The organism is Janthinobacterium sp. TPC_1 (genome assembly GCF_056037845.1).
Genome location: NZ_CP195157.1, coordinates 1,147,009 through 1,167,944, shown reverse-complemented (window position 1 = coordinate 1,167,944; position 20,936 = coordinate 1,147,009). Strand labels below are relative to the sequence as shown.

Genomic DNA, 20,936 nt, shown 5'->3' with positions numbered 1-20,936 from the left:
GTTGTCGCGGCAGGGGCTGGATGGGGCGGAAGTCCGGTATCATGTGAGCAACTCAGCCCTTGCCCCGATCCCGCCCCCGCCGATGTCCTTCGCTAATCTTTCCCGTATCGGCCTCGACAAACCGCTGCGTTTGCTGCTGGTGCATGCCGGCGATGCCGAGTCGATCACCTGGGCTGGCCTGGTGCAGCCGCTGCGCCTGTGCGCGCGGGCGCTGGGGCCCGATGCCCTGCAATTGGACGTGCGCACGCCGGAACAGGTGGCCGCGCAGGGCGGCAACTGGCATATCGCGCTGCTGGTGGCCGACGAAACGCAGGCGCCGCTGCGCGCCGAGAGCTGTGCCGGGCCGTGATCGAGCGCTGCCGTTCGGCGCCGTTCTGGGGCGGCGTGGGCGCGGCCGTGCTGTGGCTGGCCGACGCGGGCGTCATGGATGGCGTGCGCATCGCCTTGCCATGGGCCCTGTATGCCGATGCGGAAGCGAAGGCGGAACGGGCCATCCTGACGCCGCACCTGTTCGACATCGACGGCCCCCACATCACCTGCTGCGGCGGCGCGGCCAGCATCGACTTTTCGCTGACCCTGATCGAAACCATCTTTGGCGCCGACGTGCAGGCGCTCGTCAAGGAAGCGTTGTGCGTGGACAAGGTGCGCGGCAAGGAAGAGCGCCAGCGCGTGGCCCTGCAGGCGCGCTTCGGCGTGCTGCAGCCGAAACTGTCCGAAGCGGTGACCTTGATGGAAGCCAATATCGAGGAACCGCTGTCGACCGACGACATCGCCAGCCTGGTGGGCCTGTCGCGGCGCCAGCTGGAGCGGCTGTTCAAGCAATACCTGGGCAGCCTGCCGTCGCGCTACTACCTGGAGCTGCGTCTGCAGCGCTCACGGCAATTGTTGCTTGATACACATTATTCCATCGTGCAAGTGGGCCTGATGTGCGGCTTTTCCTCCGGCTCGCACTTTTCCACGGCGTTTGGCGCCTTGTTTGGCAATACGCCGCGCGAAGAGCGGCAAAGAAAGCTGATGCCGCCGGCCTGACGTCTGGCGCATTGAGCTGTGATGAATTGTGAAAATCCTTGTCGCAGATTCAAAAGAGTTTTAGCATCCCGCTTTTTATAATGCAGTACACACGTAGCTGTCGTAGCTGCGGAGTACCTAACATATTGATGGGGAAATGCTATGAATGCCAAGCTTGATTCGACCGTAACGGCTCGTCCAGTCACCCGGGAAACCTTTGACCAGGTCCTCGTTCCTACCTACGCCCCTGCAGCCATGGTGCCCGTGCGCGGTTCCGGACTGGACCTGTGGGACCAGTCGGGCAAGCATTACCTCGATTTCACCTCCGGCATCGCCGTCAACAGCCTGGGCCACTGCTATCCGGCCCTGGTCGACGTGCTGACCAAGCAAATCAATAATTTGTGGCATTTGGGCAACGGCTACACCAACGAGCCCGTGCTGCGCCTGGCGCTGGCCCTGACGGAAGCGACCTTCGCCGACCGCGCCTTCTTCTGCAACTCGGGCGCGGAAGCCAACGAAGCGGCCCTGAAACTGGCACGCAAGTACGCGCACACCAAGTTCGGCGCGCACAAGTCGCGCATCATCTCGTGCTTCAGCTCCTTCCACGGCCGCACCCTGTTTACCGTCTCCGTCGGCGGCCAGGCCAAGTACACGGAAGGCTTCGAGCCGCTGCCGCCGTCGATCGACCATATCGCCTACAACGACATCGAAGCGGCGCGCGCCGCCATCGGCGATGACGTGTGCGCCGTGATCGTCGAGCCGGTACAGGGCGAAGGCGGCGTGGTGCCGGGTAATCCGGAATTCCTCAAGGAGCTGCGCGCCCTGTGCGACAAGACGGGCGCGCTGCTGATTTTCGACGAAGTCCAGAGCGGCATGGGCCGCACTGGCGCGTTGTTTGCCTACATGGGCTATGGCGTCACGCCGGACATCCTGACGGCCGCCAAGGCGCTGGGCAACGGCTACCCGATCGGCGCCATGCTGACCACCAACGAACTGGCGCAAACCCTGGCCGTCGGCACCCATGGCACCACCTACGGCGGCAACCCGCTGGCCGCCACCGTGGCCTTGACCGTGCTGGAGACGATCAACACGCCGGCATTCCTGGCGCGCGTCAAGGAAGCCAGCGTCAACACCATCGCCATGCTGCAAGGCTTGATCACGGATTACCCGCAAGTGTTCTCCGTGGTGCGCGGCAGCGGTTTGCTGCTGGGCCTGGTCGTCAGCGATGCCTGGAAGGGCCGCGCGAAAGACATCCAGAAAGCGGCCGAAGCGCAAGGCTTGATGGTGCTGATCGCCGGCATGGACGTGGTGCGCCTGGCGCCGGCCCTGATCGTCTCGGACGAACAGATTGCCGAAGCGGGCCGTCTGCTGCGCGCCGCCATCGACGGCATGCTGAAAGCCTGAGGCTAGCCTCGCTCCCTGTTTGATCACCGGCCCGCCGCTTTGCTGCGGGCCGGCTTGGTTCTACCCCCAGCATCGTCAGCATTGAAGGAGTACCCATGTATGTTGTCCGTCCGGTAGAAATTGCGGATATTGCAGCCCTCGAAGCGCTGGCCGCGGTAACCATGCCGGGTGTCCATACCCTGCCGAAGACGCGCGAGAAAATCGCCGCCTCCGTCGAGCGCTCCATCGCCTCGTTTGCCGCCCATGTCGACATCCCCAGCGAAGAGTCGTATCTCTTCGTGCTTGAATCCCTGTTCGACAAGAGCATTGCCGGTACGGCCGCCATCTTCGCCTCGGCTGGCTCGAACGGCACCTATTTTTCCTTTCGCAACGACGTCATTCAGCAAGTCTCGCGCGACCTGAACATCAGCCACAGCGTGCATGCGCTGACCCTGTGCTCGGAGTTGACGGCGTACTCGCAGCTGTCCGGCTTCTTTGTGCGCAACATGGAGCAGGCGGGCCTGGAAGCGGCCCTGCTGTCGCGCGCGCGGCTGCTGTTCGCCGTGCTTGCGCCGCACCGTTTCGGCGATCGCTTCTTCGTGCCGCTGGCCGGCATCACGGACGCCAACGGCCAGTCGCCGTTCTGGGACGCGTTGGGCCGCAAGTTCTTCCAGATGGATTTCCTCGATGCCGAAAAAGTCATCGGCGGCGCGCGCAACCGCACCCTGATCGTCGAACTGATGCCGCACTACCCCGTGTACGTGCCGCTGCTGCCCGGCGACGCGCAGGCGGCCATGGGCCAGATCCACCCGAGCGGCGAACTGGCGTTCAATTTGCTGACGGAAGAAGGCTTTGAAGCGGACGATTACATCGACATCTTCGATGGCGGCCCGATCCTGCAGGCGCACAAGCATGCGCTGCGCTCGTTTACGGGCTCGCTCACGCGCCGCGTGGTCGCAGGCGTCACGCCCAGCCGCACGGGCCTGAAAGTGCATTACGCGATCGCTTCGGGCGCGGAGCGCAACTTCCGCGCCGTCACCTTCACCTGCGATGCGCTCGAAGCGCAGGACACCGTTGGCTTGCCGCCAGAGCTGCTGGAAGCGCTGGCCGTGGCCGAAGGCGACAGCGTCATTTGCGTGCGCATCTAACCGAGAGAACATTATGCTAGTAGTACGCGCCATCAACGCCAATGACCTCGATGCCCTGTACGGCCTGGCCAGCCAGGTCGGCACCGGCATGACCACCCTCAAGCCGGACATGAAAATGCTGGGCGACCGCTTGGCGATTGCCTGCGCCTCGTTCGCCGAAACCATCGCGCCCGACAAGCGCGACTACATGTTCGTCATGGAGGATACCGACACGGGCCGCCTGGCCGGCGTGTGCGCCATCAAGGGCGCCGTGGGCCTGGAAGAGCCGTTCTATAACTACCGCATCGGCACCCTGGTCCATTCCAGCCGCGAACTCGACGTGTTTACGCGCATGGAAACCTTGTACCTGTCGAACGACCTGACGGGCAGCACGGAACTGTGCTCGCTGTTTTTGCACCCCGATTACCGCAGCGGCAACAACGGCAAGCTGCTGTCGAAAAGCCGGTTTCTGTTTATCGCCCAGTTCCCGCACCTGTTTACGGAAAAGCTGATCGCGGAGATGCGCGGCTACCAGGCGCCGGACGGCAGCTCGCCGTTCTACGAAGGCCTGGGCCGCCACTTCTTCAAGATGGATTTCCACCACGTCGACGACCTGACCAGCCTGGGCAAGAAATCGTTCATCGCCGAACTGATGCCGCGCCAGCCCATGTACGTGGCCTACCTGCCCGACGAGGCGCAGGAAGTCATCGGCAAGGTGCATCTGAGCACGGCGCCCGCGCGCCGTTTGCTGGAACAGGAAGGCTTGCACTTCGAAGGCTATGTCGACATTTTCGACGCCGGTCCCGTGCTGCAGGCGCGCGTCTCCGAACTGCGCGCCATGCGCGACAGTATGCCGGCCGTGCTCGACGCCGGGGCTGCGTCGGAAGCGTGCGGCGACGCCGCCCAGGCCGAACCTTACCTGGTGTCGAACACCGACCTGAAAGATTTCCGCATGATCGTCACCAGCGCCAATCCGCACAGCGGCAAGCTCGCGCTGGACGACGATGAACTGCATCTGCTGCGCTGCCATCACGGCGATACCGTGCGCACCTTGTCACTCAATCCGAGGAAGCATCCCCATGTCTAATGTGAATACCACGCAATCGAACTTCATCAACGGCGCCTGGCTGCCGGGCACGGGCCGCGAACTCGTCACCATCGACCCGTCGAACGGCAAGCAGACCTGGGCCAGCCTGGAAGCGACCGAGAAAGAAGTCGGACAAGCCTGCCAGGCCGCCCGCGCGGCCTTTGAAGCGTGGGCCGATACCCCCGTCGACGAGCGCATTGCCATCTGCGTGCGCTTTCGCGAGCTGCTCAAGGAGCATGCCGAGGCGCTGGCGCTCTTGATTTCGGAAGAAGTGGGCAAGCCCTTGTGGGAATCGCGCACGGAAGTGGCCACCATGGCCAACAAGATCGATATCTCGGTACAGTCGTATCACGCGCGCACGGGCATCACGCAAAGCAAGATCGCCGATGGCGACGCCGTGCTGCGCCACCGTCCGCATGGCGTGTTCGGCGTCTTCGGACCGTACAATTTCCCTGGCCACCTGCCGAACGGCCATATCGTGCCGGCCCTGATCGCCGGTAACACCATCGTCTTCAAGCCCAGCGAATATGCGCCGCGCACGGCCATCAAAACCGTGCAGCTGTGGCAGCAGGCGGGCTTGCCGACTGGCGTCGTCAACCTCGTCAACGGTGGACGCGACACGGGCGTGGCGCTGGGCGCCAATGCGCACCTCGACGGCGTGCTGTTTACGGGTTCCTGCCAGACCGGCATCAGCCTGCACCGCCAGTTCGGCGGCCAGCCGGGCAAGATGCTGGCGCTGGAAATGGGCGGCAACAACGCCCTCGTCGTATGGGACGTGAAGGATGTGGACGCCGCCGTGCACCACGCGATCTTCTCGGCCTTTGTCTCGGCCGGGCAGCGCTGCACCTGCGCGCGCCGCCTGGTGGTACAGGACAACGCCTTTGGTGCCGCTTTTGTGGCGCGCCTGGTGGAAGTGGCGGCGAAACTGGGCATCGGCGCATCCGACGCGCAGCCGCAGCCGTTCATGGGGCCAGTGGTGTCCAGTGCCGTGGCCGCGCGCCTGGTGCAGGCGCAGGCGGACATGGTCGCCAGGGGCGGCACCACCTTGCTGCAGATGCGCCAGTTGAATCCCGAGGCGGGTTTTGTCACGGCCGGCATCGTCGACGTTACCGCTGCCGCCGGCATCCCCGACGAAGAATGGTTCGGCCCCCTGCTGCAAGTGATACGCGTGGCCGATTTCGATGCGGCCCTGAAGGTCGCCAACGCCACCGAATTCGGCCTGGCCGCGGCGCTCCTGTCCGACGATGAGGCCCTGTGGAAAACGTTCCAGACGCGCGCGCGCGCCGGCATTATCAACTGGAATCGTCCGACCACGGGCGCGGCCAGCACGGCGCCGTTTGGCGGCATCGGCAAGTCGGGCAACCACCGTCCGAGCGCGTATTACGCGGCTGACTATTGTGCCTACCCGGTCGCTTCGATCGAGAACGGCGTATTGGAAATGCCGGCCAAGCTGTCGCCCGGCCTGAATTTTTAAGGAAACCTCATGCACAGCACGCGCGAATACAATTTTGACGGCCTGGTCGGGCCATCGCATAACTATGCCGGACTGTCGTTCGGCAACGTGGCCTCGTTCAGCAATGTGAAAAGCGCTTCGAATCCGAAGCAGGCCGCCTTGCAGGGCCTGGCCAAGATGCGCGCCCTGGCCGCGCGCGGCTTTGCGCAAGCCTTGCTGCCGCCGCAGGACCGGCCGAATTTCCGCCTGCTGCGCTCCATCGGTTTCACGGGCACGGACGCCGAGGTGCTGGCGCGCGCCTACCAGGAATCGCCCGTCATCCTGGCCTGCGCCTATTCCGCCTCGCCCATGTGGACGGCGAATGCCGCCACGGTCAGCCCGTCGGCGGACACGCAAGATGGCCGCGTGCATTTCACGGCCGCCAACCTGAATAACAAGCTGCACCGCGCCTTCGAGCACGCGCAGTCGGCGCGCAGCCTGCGCGCCATTTTCAGCGACGAAAAACACTTCGCCGTGCACGACGCGCTGCCGTCGACGCCCGCCTTTGGCGACGAGGGCGCGGCCAACCACACGCGTTTGGGCGCGAACCACGGCGCGCCGTCCGTTGAATTGTTCGTGTATGGCCGGGTGGAGTTCGATCCTTCCGCTCCGTCGCCGAAGCGCTATCCGGCGCGCCAGACGCTGGAAGCGTCGCAAGCCGTGGCGCGCCTGCATGGCCTGGACGCGAAGCGCACCGTGTACGTGCAGCAGAATCCGGAAGTGATCGACGACCAGGGCGTGTTCCATAACGACGTCATCGCCGTCGGCAATGGCAATGTGCTGTTCTATCACGAACAGGCGTTTTCCGATGAAGGGGAGAGTCTGTCGCAGCTGCGCCGCGCCGTTGCCGCCACCGGGGCGGAATTGCAGGAGCTGCGCGTGGACACGGGCCAGGTGCCGATCCAGGATGCGGTGACCAGCTATCTGTTCAACAGCCAGTTGCTGACGAAAGAGGGCGGCAAGATGGCGCTGGTGATACCGCAGGAATGCCAGGAAAACCGCGCCGTGTCGCGCTACCTGGAAGGCCTGGTGGCCAGCGGTGGACCCATTGATGAACTGATCCATTTCGACCTGCGCCAGAGCATGCGCAACGGCGGCGGGCCCGCTTGCCTGCGTTTGCGCGTGGCCCTGACGGAAACCGAGGCGCGCGCCATGCACCAGGGCGTGATCATGACGGAAACGCTGTACCATCGGCTGGTGCAGTGGGTGGAAAAGCACTACCGCGACCATCTGGAGCCGGGCGACCTGGCCGATCCGCAACTGGCGCTGGAAGTGCATGCGGCGCTTGAAGAATTGACGATCATCCTCAACTTACCGGGATTGTACGACTTGTAGGCGATAGAAAACACACAGAAAAAATCCGAGACAGACTATCCGTAGCACAGAATTGGACGGGCGACCCCCGTCTCTTGACACCGCTGCCGCCCAGCCACAAGCCCGAACGACAGCGTTGGACATTCACATTACCGTAATGGAGATGCAAGATGAATCACACGCCACAAGATTTGCGTACACAAACGCTGGAGCTGATTAACGCGGCTGGCAATGCAGGCAAGGCGGCGGCGCCTGTCGTGCAGCTGGTGCAGGCATGGCTCGACTCGCTCGACGCCGAAGACCTGGCCGACATCGCGCCCGATAGCCTGGCGCCCGTGCTGGTTGACGGCTTCACGCAAGCGGCCAAGCGCACCGGCAGCGGCTGCCAAATCGCCACCCTGCGCTATATCGGATGGCCGTGGCGGCATGGCGAGCGCCTTGCTGATCCTGAACGAAGACATGCCTTACCTGGTCGACTCCATCGTCATGGCCATGCGCCGCCAGCACCTGGCCGTGCGCGGCGTGATGAATACCGTGCTGCCCGTGCGCCGCGCCGCTGACGGCAGCGTCGAAGCGGTGCGCCAGCCGGGCGACCCGCTCGAATCGTATGTGCTGGTGCTGCTCGACGAAGAGCTGGCGCCGGAAGCCCTGGCCGCGCTGGTCGCCGCCCTGGAGACGGTCGCGCGTGACGCTGCCGTCGTGCGCCGCGATGCCGCCGCCATGAGCGAGCGCCTGGCTACCGTCGCCACGGCTGCAGCGCAGCATGGCGAAGAGGGCGCGGAAGTGGCCGCCTTCCTGGAATGGGCCCGCAGCGGCGGCTTTGAAGTATTCGGCTACGCCTATTACCGCGTCAAGCCGGGCGTGCGTGAACTCGAACGCGACATCCCGAGCCGCGTCGGCGTGCTGCAGGATACGGCGCACCCCGTGTACGGCACCTGCCTGGCGAATATTCCCGGCGACTTCGACACCCTGGCCAAGCGCGACTCGGCGCTGTCCATCGTCAAGGCCGACGTGGCGGGTACTTTGCACCGCGACCAGCAGCTGGACTTCATCGGCGTGCGCGACATGGATGCGCAAGGCGCGATCCTGGGCGAGCATTGCTTCGTCGGCCTGTTCACCCGCGCCGGCAATTCAACCCCGTTGGCGGCGCTGCCGTTTGCGCGCGGCCGCGTGGCCAAGGTATTGAGCCTGGCCGGCGTGCGCCAGCAAGGCTTCCGCGCCGAGAAATTCCGCGAAATCCTCGAATCCCTGCCGCGCACCGAAGCGCTGGAAGCGGACCTGGACTGGCTGGCGCAAGTGTGCGGTTCCGTCGTTTCGCTGTACAAGCAGCCGCGCACCAAGGTCTTCGCGCGCCGCGACGTGTACGCGCGCCACCTGAACGTGCTGGTCTACCTGCCGCGCGAACGCTACAGCGCCAGCGTCGCATCGAGCCTGGCAAAAGCCCTGCAAGCCAGTTCCGGCGCCACGCATGTGAGCACGCAAACCCTGGTGGCCGATGGCCCCCTGGCGCGCGTCTACCTGATCGCCCACGCCGCGCGCTACCCGCTGGATCTGGAAACGGATATCGAACAGCCGCTGCTGGGCGTGCTCGATGGCTGGCATAACGGCTTTGCCGCCGTGGCCGACGCCGTGCCCGACGTGGCCCTGCGCGCCAGCCTGCGCAAACTCTGCGCTACTTTGCCGCTCGACTACGTGGCCGCCACCGCGCCGGCCGTCGCCTTCCGCGACCTCGACACCATCCTGCGCAATACCGATCCGGCGCACGTGGCCGTGCGCATCGAGACGGGCGCCGTTACCACCATTCGCCTGTACTCGGCCAACAAGGTGCCGCCGCTGTCGACCATTTTGCCGGCCCTGCACAATGCGGGCGTGGCCATCGACCGCGAACAGGCATACTCGGTTTCGCTGCTGATACCACGCGCTATTTCGTCACCAGCCTGACGGTCGATGCCGCCAGCGCGGCGAAACTGGCGCAGCCATCGGTCGTCGCCGTGGCGCAGGAATTGTTTGCCGCCCTGTTCAACGACACGGCCGAAGATGGCCGCCTGAATGGCCTCGTCATCGAAGGCGGCTTGTCGACGCGCGAAGTGCAGCTGGTGCGCGCCTACACCAGCTACTGGCGCCAGACGGGCAGCCGCTTCTCGGTGCGCTACATCGCCGAAAGCCTGCGCAAGCAGCCAGCCCACGTGAAAGCCCTGGTCGAAGCCTTCCTGCAGCGCTTCGATCCTTCGCTGTCCGACGCGCAGCATGCAGCCGCCCTGGAGGCAATCGCCGCCATCAAGGCCGGCCTGCCATCCGTGAACCACGCCGATACCGAGGAAATCCTCGGCGCGCTGGCCGACCTGATGGCCGCCACCCTGCGCACCAGCTACTTCCAGAACAATCAACAAGGCGACAAGATCATCTAAGTTCGACACCAGCAGCCTGGCGCTGGTGCCGGAACCGCGTCCTTACCGCGAGATTTTTGTCTTCTCGCGCCGCTTCGAAGGCGTGCACCTGCGCGGCGGCCCCGTCGCCCGTGGCGGCTTGCGCTTGCGCTGGTCCGACCGCATGGAAGACTACCGCACCGAAGTGCTGGGCCTCGTCAAGGCCCAGATGGTCAAAAATGCCGTCATCGTGCCGGCCGGCGCGAAGGGTGGTTTTGTCTGCAAGATGATGCCGAAGGACGCCGTGCGTGAAACCATCGCGGCCGAAGGCGAAGCCGTCTACCGCCTGTTCATTTCCAGCCTGCTGGAAGTGACGGACAACCGCTCGCTTGGCAATATCGTCCCGCCGGTCGACACCGTCTGCTTCGACGACGCCGACCCGTACCTGGTGGTGGCCGCCGACAAGGGCACGGCCACGTTCTCCGACATCGCCAACGGCATCGCCGTGCAGCGCGGTTTCTGGCTCGGCGACGCCTTCGCCTCGGGCGGCTCGAACGGCTACGACCACAAGAAGCTGGGCATCACCGCCAAGGGTGCATTCGAAGCCGTGAAGCGCCACTTCTATGAGATGGACCACGACCTCAATACCACCCCGGTCACCATGGTCGGCGTGGGCGACATGTCGGGCGACGTGTTCGGCAACGGCGTATTGCTGTCGCGCCAGCTGAAACTGGTGGCCGCATTCGACCACCGCCACATCTTCCTCGACCCGACACCGGACGTCGCCGTCTCGTTCGACGAACGCGCGCGCCTGTTCGCCTTGCCGCGCTCCTCGTGGGACGACTACAACAAGGACTTGATCTCGGCAGGCGGCGGCGTGTATCCGCGTTCCGCGCGCACGATTGAGCTGTCGCCGCAGATCCGCGCCGCACTCGATATCGCAGAAACCTCGCTGGCGCCGGAAGAACTGATGCACCGTATCCTGAAGTCGCCCGTGGACCTGTTCTACAACGGCGGCATCGGCACCTACATCAAGGCATCGACCGAGACGCACGCACAGGTGAAGGACCGCGCGAATGACCATATCCGCGTCAGCGGCAATGAGCTGCGCGTGAAGGTCGTGGCCGAAGGGGGGAATTTGGGTGCGACGCAGGCCGGCCGCATCGAGTTCGCGCTGGCGGGCGGACGCATCTTCACCGATGCGATCGACAATTCGGCCGGCGTGGATTGCTCTGACCATGAAGTGAACGTGAAAATCTGGCTGGACGTGGAAGTCAATGCGGGCAAGCTGACGGAAGCCGAACGCAACCGCGAGCTGTATGCGATGACGGACGACGTCGAACGCCTGGTCTTGCGCGACAACACGCAGCAGACGCATTTGCTGGTGCGCGAGTTGCAGGCGCAAGGCGAAAGCACCGTGCAGGATGGCTATGCCGCCCTGATCGCCAGCCTGGAAGAAGAGGGCGCCCTGTCGCGCGAACTGGAGCAACTGCCGTCGGTGGCGGAACTGGCACGTCGCAAGGCAGATGGCCGGGGTCTGCCCACGCCGGAACTGGCGGTGGTGATCGCCAACGTGAAGAACCGCTTCAAGCGCATCCTGTCCGCCTTGCCTTTGACGGACGAAACGTGGGCCGAGCCGGTGCTCAAACCCTACTTCCCATCCTTGCTGGTGGCAACGCGCTCGGCGCTCGACCACCCGCTGGCCAACGCCATCCTGGCGACCGTGCTGGCCAATGAAGTGATCAACCGCTGCGGCCCGCTGATGATCCGCAACCTGGCGGCCGAACATGGCGTGGACGAGTCGGCAGTGATTCTGGCCTGGGGCCAGGCATGGGTGGCGCTGAACCTGGCGCCCGTGTTCGACGCGCTCGACGCGGATGCCTTGACGGTGCCGCGCGACGTGTCGATCAGGGTCGATGCGCAAACGCGCGTGCTGCAGCAGACGATGATCGCCGGCGTGCTGTCCGTGCCGGCCGAGCAACTGCGCGGCGCCGGCCTGGCCGAGCTGACTGGCCTGTTTGGTGCGGAATCGAAGCGCGAGCTGCTCTCAAAGCCGTCGGCATCAAGTCGGAAGCGGCGCTGGTGCCGGGCTTGACGCCCGCCTTCGTGCAGGCGTGGGATGCGGTCGATGCGCTGGAAGTCGTTGCCGGCTTCCTGTTCCCGGCCCTGTCCGTGCCGCGCCCTGCCTCGATGGACCTGGCCGCCTTCCTGCAAGTGGGCCTGGCCCTGCGCAGCCAGGCGGGCATCGACACGCTGGAGCGTGGCCTGAAGCTGGCCGCGCAAGGCAAGTCGCAGGAACAGTTGCGCAACTATGCGCAGCAAGCCCTGCGCCGCACGCAACAGCGTCTGCTGACGCAGGTGCTGGCGCGCGCCGAGCAAGGCAATGCGGGCCAGGCCGTCGATGCGGTGACGGGCGCGCTGGGCTTGTCGGCCTATGTGGCGGCGACGGAACTGGAGCAAGCCATGCTGGACGTGTGGACGCTCTCCGAGGCCGTGAATAAAGTGACAGTGGAAGCGGCGGTGTAATGACGCAAGAAGTACGACAAGTTGGACAGGGTGCTGGCGGCTTGCCGCCAGCCGTGCAGGCGCTGGCGCAGGCCGATTTCAGCGGTGTGGCGCAGCTGTTCGCCAACGCCGGTTTCACGGTGGCCTTGCCGGCACCCGGCATGCTGCAAGTCGTCAAGCCGCAAGCCGATAAGGGCCGCCCCAGCGTGGCCGTTTCTGTCGGCGTGCATGGCGACGAGACGGGGCCGATCGAAGTGCTCGCGCATCTGCTCGACGCCTTGTCGCGCGATGCGTCGGCACTGGCCGTCGACTTGCTCGTTTGCGTGGGCAATGTCGATGCGATCCGTGCCGGCAAGCGTTTTATTGACGCCGACCTGAATCGCATGTTCCGCCCCGTGCGGGGGAGTTTGGCGCAAGCGGCGGAAAGCGCGCGCGCCGATGAAATGATCGCCGCGACCAAAGCGTTCTTTGACGCGGCGGGCCCCGTGCGCTGGCACCTGGATTTGCACACGGCAATCCGGCCTTCCGTGTACCCCACGTTTGCCATCGTGCCCGACCTGGTGGCCGATGACGCCAAGGCACAGCTGATAGCCTGGCTGGGCCAGGCGGCCATCGGCGCCATCATCATGAATCCGCAGTCGGCCGGCACGTATAGTTATTATTCGGCCGAACATTGCGGCGCGGCCGCCAGCACGGTGGAACTGGGCCGCGTGGGCACCCTGGGGCAGAACGATTTATCGCTGTTCGACGACGTGTCGCGGGCGCTGAATGGCTTGCTGCGCGGGTTGCCTGCGCAGCCCGTCAAGGCGCAACCGCACGTATTCAAGGTGGCGCAGGAAATCATCAAGCACAGCGATGAATTCCGCATGGCTTTTGATCGCAGCACGCAGAATTTTACGTCGCTGCCGCAACATGCCGTGATCGCCAGCGATGGCGAGCACGTCTACACGGTGCGGCACGCGGAAGAGCTGGTGGTGTTCCCGAACCCGGACGTGCGGGTGGGCTTGCGCGCCGGTTTGATGGTGGTGCGCGTGGCTTGATCGTCCAGTCCTCACACAGCATTTGGCGCCAGCCGGGTAAACCCGCCTGGCGCTTTTTTCATGAAAAAATGCCGCACGGAAATAATTATCCATTAAGCAATTGATTGGTTTAAAATATTTACCCTTTGCAATTTTTTGGACCGATCATGTTGAAACGCCTGCTGACAGCCCTGCTGTGCCTGACCCTCTCCGGCCTCACGGCCGCCGCCCCTGCCGAGGAGAAGGCAGCCGCACCGGAAATGACGGCCGAGCAGTTCCTCGCCCAGTTGCACCTGCAGCGCGGCAAGATTACCTTGCCGGGCGGCATCGCCACCCTGGATTTGCCCGCGAACTTCCGTTATCTGTCGCCGACTGACGCCGAGCGCGTGCTGGTCGATGCCTGGGGCAATCCACCGGGCATGGAATCGCTGGGCATGATCGTGCCCGCCAAGACCAGCGTGCTCGAGCGCGATAGCTGGGGCGTCATCGTCACGTATGAAAAGGAAGGGCATATCAAGGATGACGATGCGGACAGCATCAAATACGACGAATTACTCAAGGATATGCAGGCGTCCGTCCTGGAAAACAATACGGAGCGCAAGAAGCAGGGCTATCCCGGTATCCATTTGATGGGCTGGGCGGAAAAACCCAGCTATGCCAAGGATACGCACAAGCTGTACTGGGCCAAGGATTTGATGGTCGATGGCGGCGAACACTCGCTGAACTACAACGTGCGCGTGCTGGGCCGCGAAGGCGTGCTGAACCTGAACGCGATCGCCAGCATGCAGCAGATCGAAGCGATCAAGAAGGAAATGCAGCAAGTGACAGCGTTCACGGAATTTACCGAGGGTAACCGCTACACGGATTTTGACAGCAAGACGGACAAGGTGGCTGAATATGGCCTGGCGGCGCTGGTGGCCGGCGGCGTGGCCAGCAAGCTGGGCCTGTTCGGCAAGCTGCTGGCGCTGCTGCTGGCCTTCAAGAAAGTGCTGATCCTGGCCGTGGTGGGTGGCGGCGCGGCCATCGTCAAGTTCTTCAGCGGCAAGCGCAAGGAAAAGCCGGCGCCGCAGCAGCCAGCACCGCAGCCGGAAACGGCTGAACAGCCCGGCCATGCGCCCGATGGCAAGGTGAATCTGGACAAGTAAGCCTGTGTGCGTACCCGCAGGCGGCGCCTCGGGTACACTGGCTCATCGTTCACTATCAGGAGTCCGCCATGTCCGTGTCCATGTATCAGGCAACCATCCCCGTCTTCATCCGCGGCTTGCGGGTCGTCTCGGCCCTGCTGGAAAAAGCGCAAGCGCATGTGGAGGAAGATGGCATCGTGCCCGAGATTTTACTGGGTGCGCAGCTGGCGCCCGACATGCTGGACTTGACGGCGCAGGTGCAGCGCGCCAGCGATACGTCGAAGATGTCGGTCGAGCGCCTGAGCGGCGTGCCGGCGCCGAAGTTCGAGGATAACGAAGCGTCGTTCGAGCAGTTACAGGAACGTATCGCCAACACCATCGCCTATATCGACAGCATCAACGCGGGCCAGATGGCCGGTAGCGCCCAGAAGGAAGTCGTACTGAACTGGACTGACGAGGGGACAAAATTCTCGGGCGACGATTACCTGCTCAGCTTTGCCTTGCCGAATTTCTATTTCCACGTCGCCATGATCCACGCCATCCTGCGCAACAATGGCGTGGCCGTGGGCAAGCTCGACTATCTTGGCCCGTACGACTGAGACTGATTATTGCTGCGGTTGCTGCTGAACCTGGTTTTGCACCGCATTGCCCAGCATGCCGCCGCCGATCACGCCGGCCACCGTCGCCAGCGCCTTGCCGCGGCCGCCACCTACCTGATTGCCGATCAGACCGCCGATGACGGCGCCCGTGCCGATGCCCACGTAGTTCGGTTGTGACGGTGCCGGCGCAGGCGCTGGCGGCTGCTGGCGCACCGGTTCGCGGTAGGCAGTCTCGCGGTAGCCATCGTCACGGTAGGCAGGACGGGCCTGCGCCGTATGATTTACGACACGCTTGTGCACGACGGGTGCAGGCGCCGGAGCGGGAGCAGCTTGCGCGACGACAGGCGCTGCCACTGGCGCTGCCAGGGCTGCCGCGCCGGCCGGCGTCATGGCGGCCACATCGGCAGGCACGGCCGGCACATTTGCCCGCGAATTGGGCAGGATGCCGGCGATGGACGCCGCGCCCACCAGGCACAGAACCGTCACGGAAATGGCTGCGCCGGCCATCAAGGGGTGGATGCGGCTGGCGGTAGTCGTCGTGTTCATGCGTTCTCCTGGGGTGGTATTGCTGGTGTTGTTGATGTGTCCAGATTAGCGGCCCTGCCTGCCCAAGGCTAGCCCTTGCGCTGTATCAAACGTAAGCAGGTGTAAGCCGCACTTTCCAAAGCACAGTAGAATCGGTGCTTCCCCTATTCCGGAGTCCGCCATGAGCCAGTTATTCACGCCGTATGCACTGGGGCCGCTGCCGGTGGCCAACCGCATCGCCATCGCGCCCATGTGCCAGTATTCGGCCGACAACGGCAACGCCACCGACTGGCACATGATCCACCTGGGCCATTTGGCTCTGTCCGGCGCGGGATTGCTGATGACGGAAGCGACGGCCGTCTCGCCCGAGGGGCGCATCTCGGCCGACGACCTGGGCCTGTGGTCGGATGCGAATCAAGCTGCGCTGGCCAAGGTGGTGCAGGCGATCCGCCGCCATGCGCCGATTCCGCTGGTGGTGCAACTGGGCCATGCGGGACGCAAGGCGTCGAGCCGCGCGCCCTGGCAGGGCGGCGCCTGCGTGCATCTGGCCGAGGGCGGCTGGCAAACGGTAGCCCCGTCCGCCATCGCCCACGCGCCTGGCGAAACCGTGCCGCTCGCCCTCGACGAGATGGGTTTGCTGCAAATCAAGGGCGCGTTTGTCGCCGCCGCACAGCGCGTGCATGCGCTCGGTATCGAAGGCATCGAATTGCACGCGGCGCATGGCTATCTGCTGCACCAGTTCCTGTCGCCCCTGTCCAACCAGCGCAGCGATGCGTATGGCGGCAGCCTGGACAACCGCATGCGCTTTCCGCTGGAAGTCTATGCAGCCGTGCGCGCCGCGGTGCCCGCCAGCATGGCCGTGGGCGTGCGTATTTCCGCCACCGACTGGGTCGAGGGCGGATGGGACATCGAACAAAGCGTGCGTTTCGCGCAGGAACTCAAGCAGCTGGGCGCCGACTTCATCCATGTCTCCAGCGGTGGCATTTCGCCGCAGCAGCAGATTCCCGTGGGACCCGGCTACCAGGTGGCGTTTGCCGAACGCATCAAGCGCGACAGCGGCTTGCCCACCATCAGCGTGGGCCTGATCACGGAAGCGCAGCAGGCCGAAGACATCATCGCCAACGGCCAGTCCGACATGGTGGCGCTGGCGCGCGCCATCCTGTTCGACCCGCGCTGGCCCTGGCATGCGGCGGCCCAGCTGGGCGCGCACGTGTCGGCGCCGCCGCAGTATTGGCGCTCGCAGCCGCGCGAATACAAGCACCTGTTCGGCGACACGACCCTGGGCCAGCGCTAACAGGTCTGCTCTGCTACACTGACGCTTCTTTCCCATTTCTCCAGGACGCTTCGACATGCGCCATTGATACTGCCGTGCTGTGCACGGCCTCGCCCATCCCGCCACAGCGCCTTGCGCCGCGCGGGTTCGCCAGCCTTGCTCAAGGAGTATCCATGCCCGCATTACTGCAACTCGACCGTCTTTCCTTTGCGCTGCCCGATGGCCGCGCCCTGTTTTCCAATTTGCAATTTTCCTTTGCTCCGCAACGTATCGGCCTCGTCGGCGATAACGGCGTGGGCAAGAGTGTGCTCGCGCGCCTGCTGGCAGGCCGGGCGCAGCCGTCTTCTGGCGCCGTGCGCTGCGACGGCAGCGTGCATTACGTGGCGCAGGAGCTCGATCCGGACCGCTATCCCAGCGTGGCGGCGCTTGCCGGCATGGACGACTTGCTGGCCGCGCTGGCGCGCATCGCTGAAGGCAGCGTCGACGAGGCCGACTACGCCCTGGTGGGCGAACGCTGGGATGCCCACGCCCGCCTGCGCCAGGCGCTCGATGCGCTCGATTTGCGTCATGTCGATGCCGGCACGCCAACGGCCAGCCTGAGCGGCGGCGAACGCCAGCGCATCGCCCTGCAGGGCGCCTGGCTGTCGCAGGCGGACTGGCTGGTGCTCGATGAACCGAGCAACCACCTTGATGCGCATCAACGCGCCCGCCTGGTGGCGCAGATGGCGCGCTGGCCCGGCGGCTTGTTGCTGATCAGCCATGACCGCGGCTTGCTGCAGCACGTCGATGCAATCGTCGAGTTGTCGCCGCAGGGCTTGTGCAGCTATGGCGGCAATTACGCGCTGTATGCGCAGCAGCGCGCGCTGGAACAGGCCGGTTTTGCTGCCGCCCTGCAGGCGGAAAAGGCCGGTGCCCGACGCGAGCAGCGCGAAGCGCAGCAGCAGGCCGAGCGCCAGCAGCGCCGTGTCGGACGCGGCGAGAGGGAAGGGCGCGAAGGGCAACCAAAGCAAGCTGCTGCTGGACGCGAAAAAGGAGAAAAGCCAGGATAGCCAGGGCAAGCTGCGCGTGCGCGCGCAAGAGGCGCAGCAGGCGCGCCAGCAACGGGTGATGGACGCCAGCGCCCGCTGCGCGCCCGAGACCGAACGGCTGCTGCTGGCGCCCGACAGCGCCGTGCCGAATGGCAAATTGCTGCTGGAATGGCGCGACGTGGTCTTGCCGCACGGCCAGGCGCACGCCATCAGCCTGGTATTGAACGGCCCGCGCCGCCTGGCCGTGACGGGCGACAATGGCAGCGGCAAGTCGACCCTGCTGCGCGTGATCGCCGGACAGCTGGCGCCCGCCATTGGCGAGATGCTGTGTCACGCGCGGGTGGCGTGGCTGGACCAGCATGCGGGACTGCAAGATGGCGAGCGGAGCGCCGTGCAGCGCTTGCAGGCACGCAACAGCATCGTGCCGGAAGGCGAGCTGCGCACGCGGCTGGCGCTGCTGGGCATTGCCGGCGCGCGCGCCACCATGCCCAGCCGTTTGCTCAGCGGCGGCGAGCGCATGAAGGTGGCGCTGGCGGCCGAACTGTATGCGCAGGCGCCGCCGCAACTGCTGCTGCTCGACGAACCCGACAATCATCTGGACCTGGCCAGCCTGCAGGCGCTGGAGCAGATGCTGCTGCAATACCAGGGGGCGTTACTTGTGGTTTCGCACGACCAGGCATTTTTGCAGGCGATAAACCTTGACCCCGAGGGCTTGACATTGCATAAGTGATAATTTAATGAAAAAAGTCACGCTCGATGCCTGTAGAGCATGCTTCATGAACTGATGCTGAATTTTGTTTGATTGTCGGTATAATCCACTGAATAACCGGGCCTATTTGTGAACTAAAACTGCTGGTTCACCAATATGATGACGTTTAATCTGGCACTGTTGTCGGTCACTACCGCGCTGCCAGGGCGTCCTCCTCCGTGCCCTGCCGTGCATGAATTTTGGTTTCGCTTATATTGTTTTTTTTTGGAGAAATAGCATGTCGTTTTACGAAAAACTCAAAGCCCTCAACATTGAACTGCCAGTCGTTGCCGCACCAGCTGCCGCCTACGTGATGCATGCCCGCACGGGCAACACCGTCTTCCTGTCCGGCCACCTGGCCAAGAAGGATGGCAAGGTCTGGGTCGGCCAACTGGGCAAGGACGTCACCACGGAAGAAGGCAAGATCGCTGCGCGCGGTATCGCCATCGAACTGATCGCCACCCTGCAAGACGCCTGCGGCGGCGACTTGAGCAAAGTCAAGCGCATCGTCAAGGTCATGAGCCTGGTCAATTCCACCTCCGACTTCACGGAACAGCACCTGGTGACCAATGGCGCCTCGGAACTGTTCGTCGAAGTCTTCGGCGACAGCGGCAAGCACGCCCGCTCCGCCTTCGGCGTGGCGCAAATCCCGCTGGGCGCTTGCGTCGAAATCGAGCTGATCGCTGAACTGGCCTGACGCAGTAGCCTGACCACATGAGCATGAGCATGCCGGCGATAACCGCCGGCTCGCCTTTTCCTCCTTTCCAGCAAGAGCGGAACCGCCATTGGGGTGGAGGGATCGGTGTATTCAAGAAAAAAACGGAGACACGTAATGAAAACGAGTGAACAAGGCTTGCACCGCGGCCTGGGCGAGCGGCAAATCCGCCTGATGGCGCTGGGTGCGGCGATTGGCGTGGGCCTGTTTCTGGGTTCCGGCAACGCCATCAAGATGGCCGGTCCCGGCATCATGCTGTCGTACATCATCGGTGGCGCGGTCATCTTCATGATCATGCGCGCACTGGGCGAAATGGCCGTGCACAACCCGGTTGCCGGCTCCTTCAGCCGCTATGCCCAGGACTACCTGGGCCCCCTGCAAGGCTATCTGACGGGCTGGAACTACTGGTTCCTGTGGCTGGTCACGTGCGTGGCGGAAATTACCGCCGTCGCCATCTACATGGGCATCTGGTTCCCCGACGTGCCGCGCTGGATCTGGGCCCTGGCGGCCTTGGGCTCCATGGGCGCCATCAACCTGCTGGCCGTGAAAGCCTACGGTGAGTTCGAGTTCTGGTTTGCCCTGATCAAGGTGGTCACCATCATCCTGATGATCGTCGGCGGCACGGGCATGATCATCTTCGGTTTGGGTAACGGCGGCGTGGCCGTCGGCATCTCGAATCTGTGGACGCATGGCGGTTTCTTCCCGAACGGCGCGCAGGGCGTGCTGATGTCGCTGCAGATGGTGATGTTTGCCTATCTGGGCGTGGAAATGATCGGCCTGACGGCCGGCGAAGCGGCGAACCCGAAGAAATCGATTCCTGACGCCATCAATTCCGTGTTCTGGCGCATCCTGATTTTCTATGTCGGCGCATTGTTCGTCATCCTGTCGATCTACCCATGGAATGAAATCGGCACCACCGGCAGCCCGTTCGTCATGACGTTCGAACGCCTGGGCATCAAGACGGCCGCCGGCATCATCAACTTCGTCGTGCTGACGGCAGCCTTGTCGTCGTGCAATGGCGGCATCTTCAGCACGGGCCGCATGCTGTACAACCTGGCGCTGCAAGGCCAGGCGCCGAAGGCGTTTGCGGAAACGACGGCCAGCGGCGTGCCGCGCCGCGCCATCCTCGTGTCCGTCTTCGCGCTGCTGCTGGGCGTGCTGCTGAATTACCTGGTGCCGGAAAAAGTGTTTATCTGGGTCACCTCGATCTCCACCTTCGGCGCCGTCTGGACCTGGGGCGTGATCCTGGTCACGCAGATCCAGTTCCGCAAGACCTTGAGCCCGCTGGAAATCAAGAACCTGGCCTTCCGCATGCCGTTCGCGCCGTATGGTTCCTGGATTTCGCTGGCCTTCCTGGCGCTGGTGATCGGCCTGATGGCGTATTTCCCCGATACGCGCATCGCGCTGATGGTGGGACCGGCCTGGCTGATCCTGCTGACGGTGCTGTACTACGCACTGGGCCTGGCGCCCAAGGACAAGCGCGATGACGTGCCGCAAGGCTACGAAGCGGGTTGGCCAGCGGCCGATGCGCCGCACATCAAGAAGTAAGCCAGCGTCGTTGAGCTGAGCCAGAAGCGCGCCCCTGCCCCCGCAGCGGCGCGCTTTTTCTTTCATAGAAGCAAC

At 64.2% G+C, this 20,936-nt stretch carries 20 protein-coding genes; 19 read left to right on the top strand and 1 reads right to left on the bottom strand.

The window, feature by feature from the left end; translation table 11 throughout:
• Positions 1-82: 82 nt before the first annotated feature.
• The 14 genes from ACQVLG_RS05750 to ACQVLG_RS05685 all read left to right on the top strand — a co-directional run bounded on the left by ACQVLG_RS05750 (position 83) and on the right by ACQVLG_RS05685 (position 15,024).
• Positions 83-349, top strand: coding sequence for a hypothetical protein (locus tag ACQVLG_RS05750; protein WP_474293352.1), 267 nt, complete (start codon positions 83-85; stop codon positions 347-349).
• Positions 346-1,029, top strand: coding sequence for a GlxA family transcriptional regulator (locus ACQVLG_RS05745; protein ID WP_474293350.1), 684 nt, complete (start codon positions 346-348; stop codon positions 1,027-1,029). Before ACQVLG_RS05750 ends, ACQVLG_RS05745 begins: the two co-directional genes overlap by 4 nt.
• A gap of 141 nt (positions 1,030-1,170) precedes the next feature.
• Positions 1,171-2,412: an acetylornithine/succinylornithine family transaminase gene (astC, locus tag ACQVLG_RS05740; RefSeq protein ID WP_230539223.1), complete on the top strand. Its 1,242-nt coding sequence runs from the start codon at positions 1,171-1,173 to the stop codon at positions 2,410-2,412.
• Positions 2,413-2,507: 95 nt separating this feature from the next.
• On the top strand, positions 2,508-3,539 hold the full coding sequence (locus ACQVLG_RS05735; protein WP_474293348.1) for an arginine N-succinyltransferase: 1,032 nt from the start codon (positions 2,508-2,510) through the stop codon (positions 3,537-3,539).
• Between the two features lie 13 nt (positions 3,540-3,552).
• Entirely contained in the window at positions 3,553-4,605 is a 1,053-nt protein-coding gene (astA, locus tag ACQVLG_RS05730) for an arginine N-succinyltransferase (protein ID WP_230539221.1), read from the top strand.
• Positions 4,598-6,079: a succinylglutamate-semialdehyde dehydrogenase gene (astD, locus tag ACQVLG_RS05725; RefSeq protein WP_474293347.1), complete on the top strand. Its 1,482-nt coding sequence runs from the start codon at positions 4,598-4,600 to the stop codon at positions 6,077-6,079. The genes astA and astD overlap by 8 nt, the downstream gene beginning before the upstream one ends.
• A 9-nt stretch (positions 6,080-6,088) precedes the next feature.
• The gene (astB, locus tag ACQVLG_RS05720; protein WP_474293345.1) at positions 6,089-7,432 is read left to right on the top strand and encodes an N-succinylarginine dihydrolase; all 1,344 of its coding nucleotides are present in this window, start codon (positions 6,089-6,091) and stop codon (positions 7,430-7,432) included.
• A 210-nt stretch (positions 7,433-7,642) separates the two neighbouring features.
• A complete protein-coding gene (locus tag ACQVLG_RS05715; protein ID WP_474293343.1) occupies positions 7,643-9,352 on the top strand; it encodes a hypothetical protein in 1,710 nt (569 codons plus the stop codon).
• A gap of 50 nt (positions 9,353-9,402) precedes the next feature.
• The gene (locus ACQVLG_RS05710; protein WP_474293341.1) at positions 9,403-9,819 is read left to right on the top strand and encodes a hypothetical protein; all 417 of its coding nucleotides are present in this window, start codon (positions 9,403-9,405) and stop codon (positions 9,817-9,819) included.
• Positions 9,820-9,844: 25 nt separating this feature from the next.
• Positions 9,845-11,872, top strand: coding sequence for an NAD-glutamate dehydrogenase domain-containing protein (locus ACQVLG_RS05705; RefSeq protein ID WP_474293339.1), 2,028 nt, complete (start codon positions 9,845-9,847; stop codon positions 11,870-11,872).
• Positions 11,860-12,303, top strand: coding sequence for a hypothetical protein (locus tag ACQVLG_RS05700; RefSeq protein ID WP_474293337.1), 444 nt, complete (start codon positions 11,860-11,862; stop codon positions 12,301-12,303). Before ACQVLG_RS05705 ends, ACQVLG_RS05700 begins: the two co-directional genes overlap by 13 nt.
• The gene (locus ACQVLG_RS05695; protein ID WP_474293336.1) at positions 12,303-13,322 is read left to right on the top strand and encodes a succinylglutamate desuccinylase; all 1,020 of its coding nucleotides are present in this window, start codon (positions 12,303-12,305) and stop codon (positions 13,320-13,322) included. The genes ACQVLG_RS05700 and ACQVLG_RS05695 overlap by 1 nt, the downstream gene beginning before the upstream one ends.
• A 146-nt stretch (positions 13,323-13,468) precedes the next feature.
• Positions 13,469-14,446, top strand: a complete 978-nt coding sequence (locus ACQVLG_RS05690; RefSeq protein ID WP_474293334.1) for a DUF2167 domain-containing protein — start codon at positions 13,469-13,471, stop codon at positions 14,444-14,446.
• Positions 14,447-14,514: 68 nt separating this feature from the next.
• Positions 14,515-15,024 (top strand): DUF1993 domain-containing protein, encoded by a 510-nt coding sequence (locus tag ACQVLG_RS05685; RefSeq protein ID WP_474293332.1) that lies wholly within the window; start codon positions 14,515-14,517, stop codon positions 15,022-15,024.
• Positions 15,025-15,030: 6 nt separating this feature from the next.
• Here the strand turns inward: ACQVLG_RS05685 and ACQVLG_RS05680 are convergent, their stop codons facing one another.
• Positions 15,031-15,570 carry a glycine zipper 2TM domain-containing protein gene (locus ACQVLG_RS05680; protein ID WP_474293330.1) on the bottom strand — a complete coding sequence of 180 codons (540 nt, stop codon included), beginning with the start codon at positions 15,568-15,570 and terminating at the stop codon, positions 15,031-15,033.
• A gap of 160 nt (positions 15,571-15,730) precedes the next feature.
• Here ACQVLG_RS05680 and ACQVLG_RS05675 point away from each other — a divergent pair, with 160 nt between their 5' ends.
• From ACQVLG_RS05675 to ACQVLG_RS05655, 5 genes are all read left to right on the top strand, one after another.
• Complete coding sequence (locus tag ACQVLG_RS05675; RefSeq protein WP_474293329.1) at positions 15,731-16,843, top strand: NADH:flavin oxidoreductase/NADH oxidase; 1,113 nt, start codon at positions 15,731-15,733, stop codon at positions 16,841-16,843.
• Positions 16,844-16,995: 152 nt separating this feature from the next.
• Entirely contained in the window at positions 16,996-17,871 is an 876-nt protein-coding gene (locus tag ACQVLG_RS05670) for an ATP-binding cassette domain-containing protein (protein ID WP_474293327.1), read from the top strand.
• Positions 17,786-18,580 (top strand): ATP-binding cassette domain-containing protein, encoded by a 795-nt coding sequence (locus tag ACQVLG_RS05665; RefSeq protein ID WP_474293326.1) that lies wholly within the window; start codon positions 17,786-17,788, stop codon positions 18,578-18,580. Before ACQVLG_RS05670 ends, ACQVLG_RS05665 begins: the two co-directional genes overlap by 86 nt.
• A gap of 256 nt (positions 18,581-18,836) precedes the next feature.
• On the top strand, positions 18,837-19,295 hold the full coding sequence (locus ACQVLG_RS05660; protein ID WP_230539212.1) for a RidA family protein: 459 nt from the start codon (positions 18,837-18,839) through the stop codon (positions 19,293-19,295).
• Positions 19,296-19,430: 135 nt separating this feature from the next.
• Positions 19,431-20,861, top strand: a complete 1,431-nt coding sequence (locus ACQVLG_RS05655; RefSeq protein ID WP_474293323.1) for an amino acid permease — start codon at positions 19,431-19,433, stop codon at positions 20,859-20,861.
• Positions 20,862-20,936: the final 75 nt, after the last annotated feature.

Excerpts from the sequence above, each read along its gene's own strand:
- ACQVLG_RS05750 (WP_474293352.1), top strand. The coding sequence starts at position 83 with ATGTCCTTCGCTAATCTTTCCCGTATCGGCCTCGACAAACCGCTGCGT.
- ACQVLG_RS05690 (WP_474293334.1), top strand. The coding sequence starts at position 13,469 with ATGTTGAAACGCCTGCTGACAGCCCTGCTGTGCCTGACCCTCTCCGGC.
- ACQVLG_RS05660 (WP_230539212.1), top strand. The coding sequence starts at position 18,837 with ATGTCGTTTTACGAAAAACTCAAAGCCCTCAACATTGAACTGCCAGTC.
- astB (WP_474293345.1), top strand. The coding sequence starts at position 6,089 with ATGCACAGCACGCGCGAATACAATTTTGACGGCCTGGTCGGGCCATCG.
- ACQVLG_RS05675 (WP_474293329.1), top strand. The coding sequence starts at position 15,731 with ATGAGCCAGTTATTCACGCCGTATGCACTGGGGCCGCTGCCGGTGGCC.
- ACQVLG_RS05670 (WP_474293327.1), top strand. The coding sequence starts at position 16,996 with ATGCCCGCATTACTGCAACTCGACCGTCTTTCCTTTGCGCTGCCCGAT.
- ACQVLG_RS05715 (WP_474293343.1), top strand. The coding sequence starts at position 7,643 with ATGCAGGCAAGGCGGCGGCGCCTGTCGTGCAGCTGGTGCAGGCATGGC.
- astC (WP_230539223.1), top strand. The coding sequence starts at position 1,171 with ATGAATGCCAAGCTTGATTCGACCGTAACGGCTCGTCCAGTCACCCGG.
- ACQVLG_RS05685 (WP_474293332.1), top strand. The coding sequence starts at position 14,515 with ATGTCCGTGTCCATGTATCAGGCAACCATCCCCGTCTTCATCCGCGGC.
- astA (WP_230539221.1), top strand. The coding sequence starts at position 3,553 with ATGCTAGTAGTACGCGCCATCAACGCCAATGACCTCGATGCCCTGTAC.
- ACQVLG_RS05680 (WP_474293330.1), bottom strand. The coding sequence starts at position 15,570 with ATGAACACGACGACTACCGCCAGCCGCATCCACCCCTTGATGGCCGGC.
- ACQVLG_RS05695 (WP_474293336.1), top strand. The coding sequence starts at position 12,303 with ATGACGCAAGAAGTACGACAAGTTGGACAGGGTGCTGGCGGCTTGCCG.
- astD (WP_474293347.1), top strand. The coding sequence starts at position 4,598 with ATGTCTAATGTGAATACCACGCAATCGAACTTCATCAACGGCGCCTGG.
- ACQVLG_RS05655 (WP_474293323.1), top strand. The coding sequence starts at position 19,431 with ATGAAAACGAGTGAACAAGGCTTGCACCGCGGCCTGGGCGAGCGGCAA.
- ACQVLG_RS05735 (WP_474293348.1), top strand. The coding sequence starts at position 2,508 with ATGTATGTTGTCCGTCCGGTAGAAATTGCGGATATTGCAGCCCTCGAA.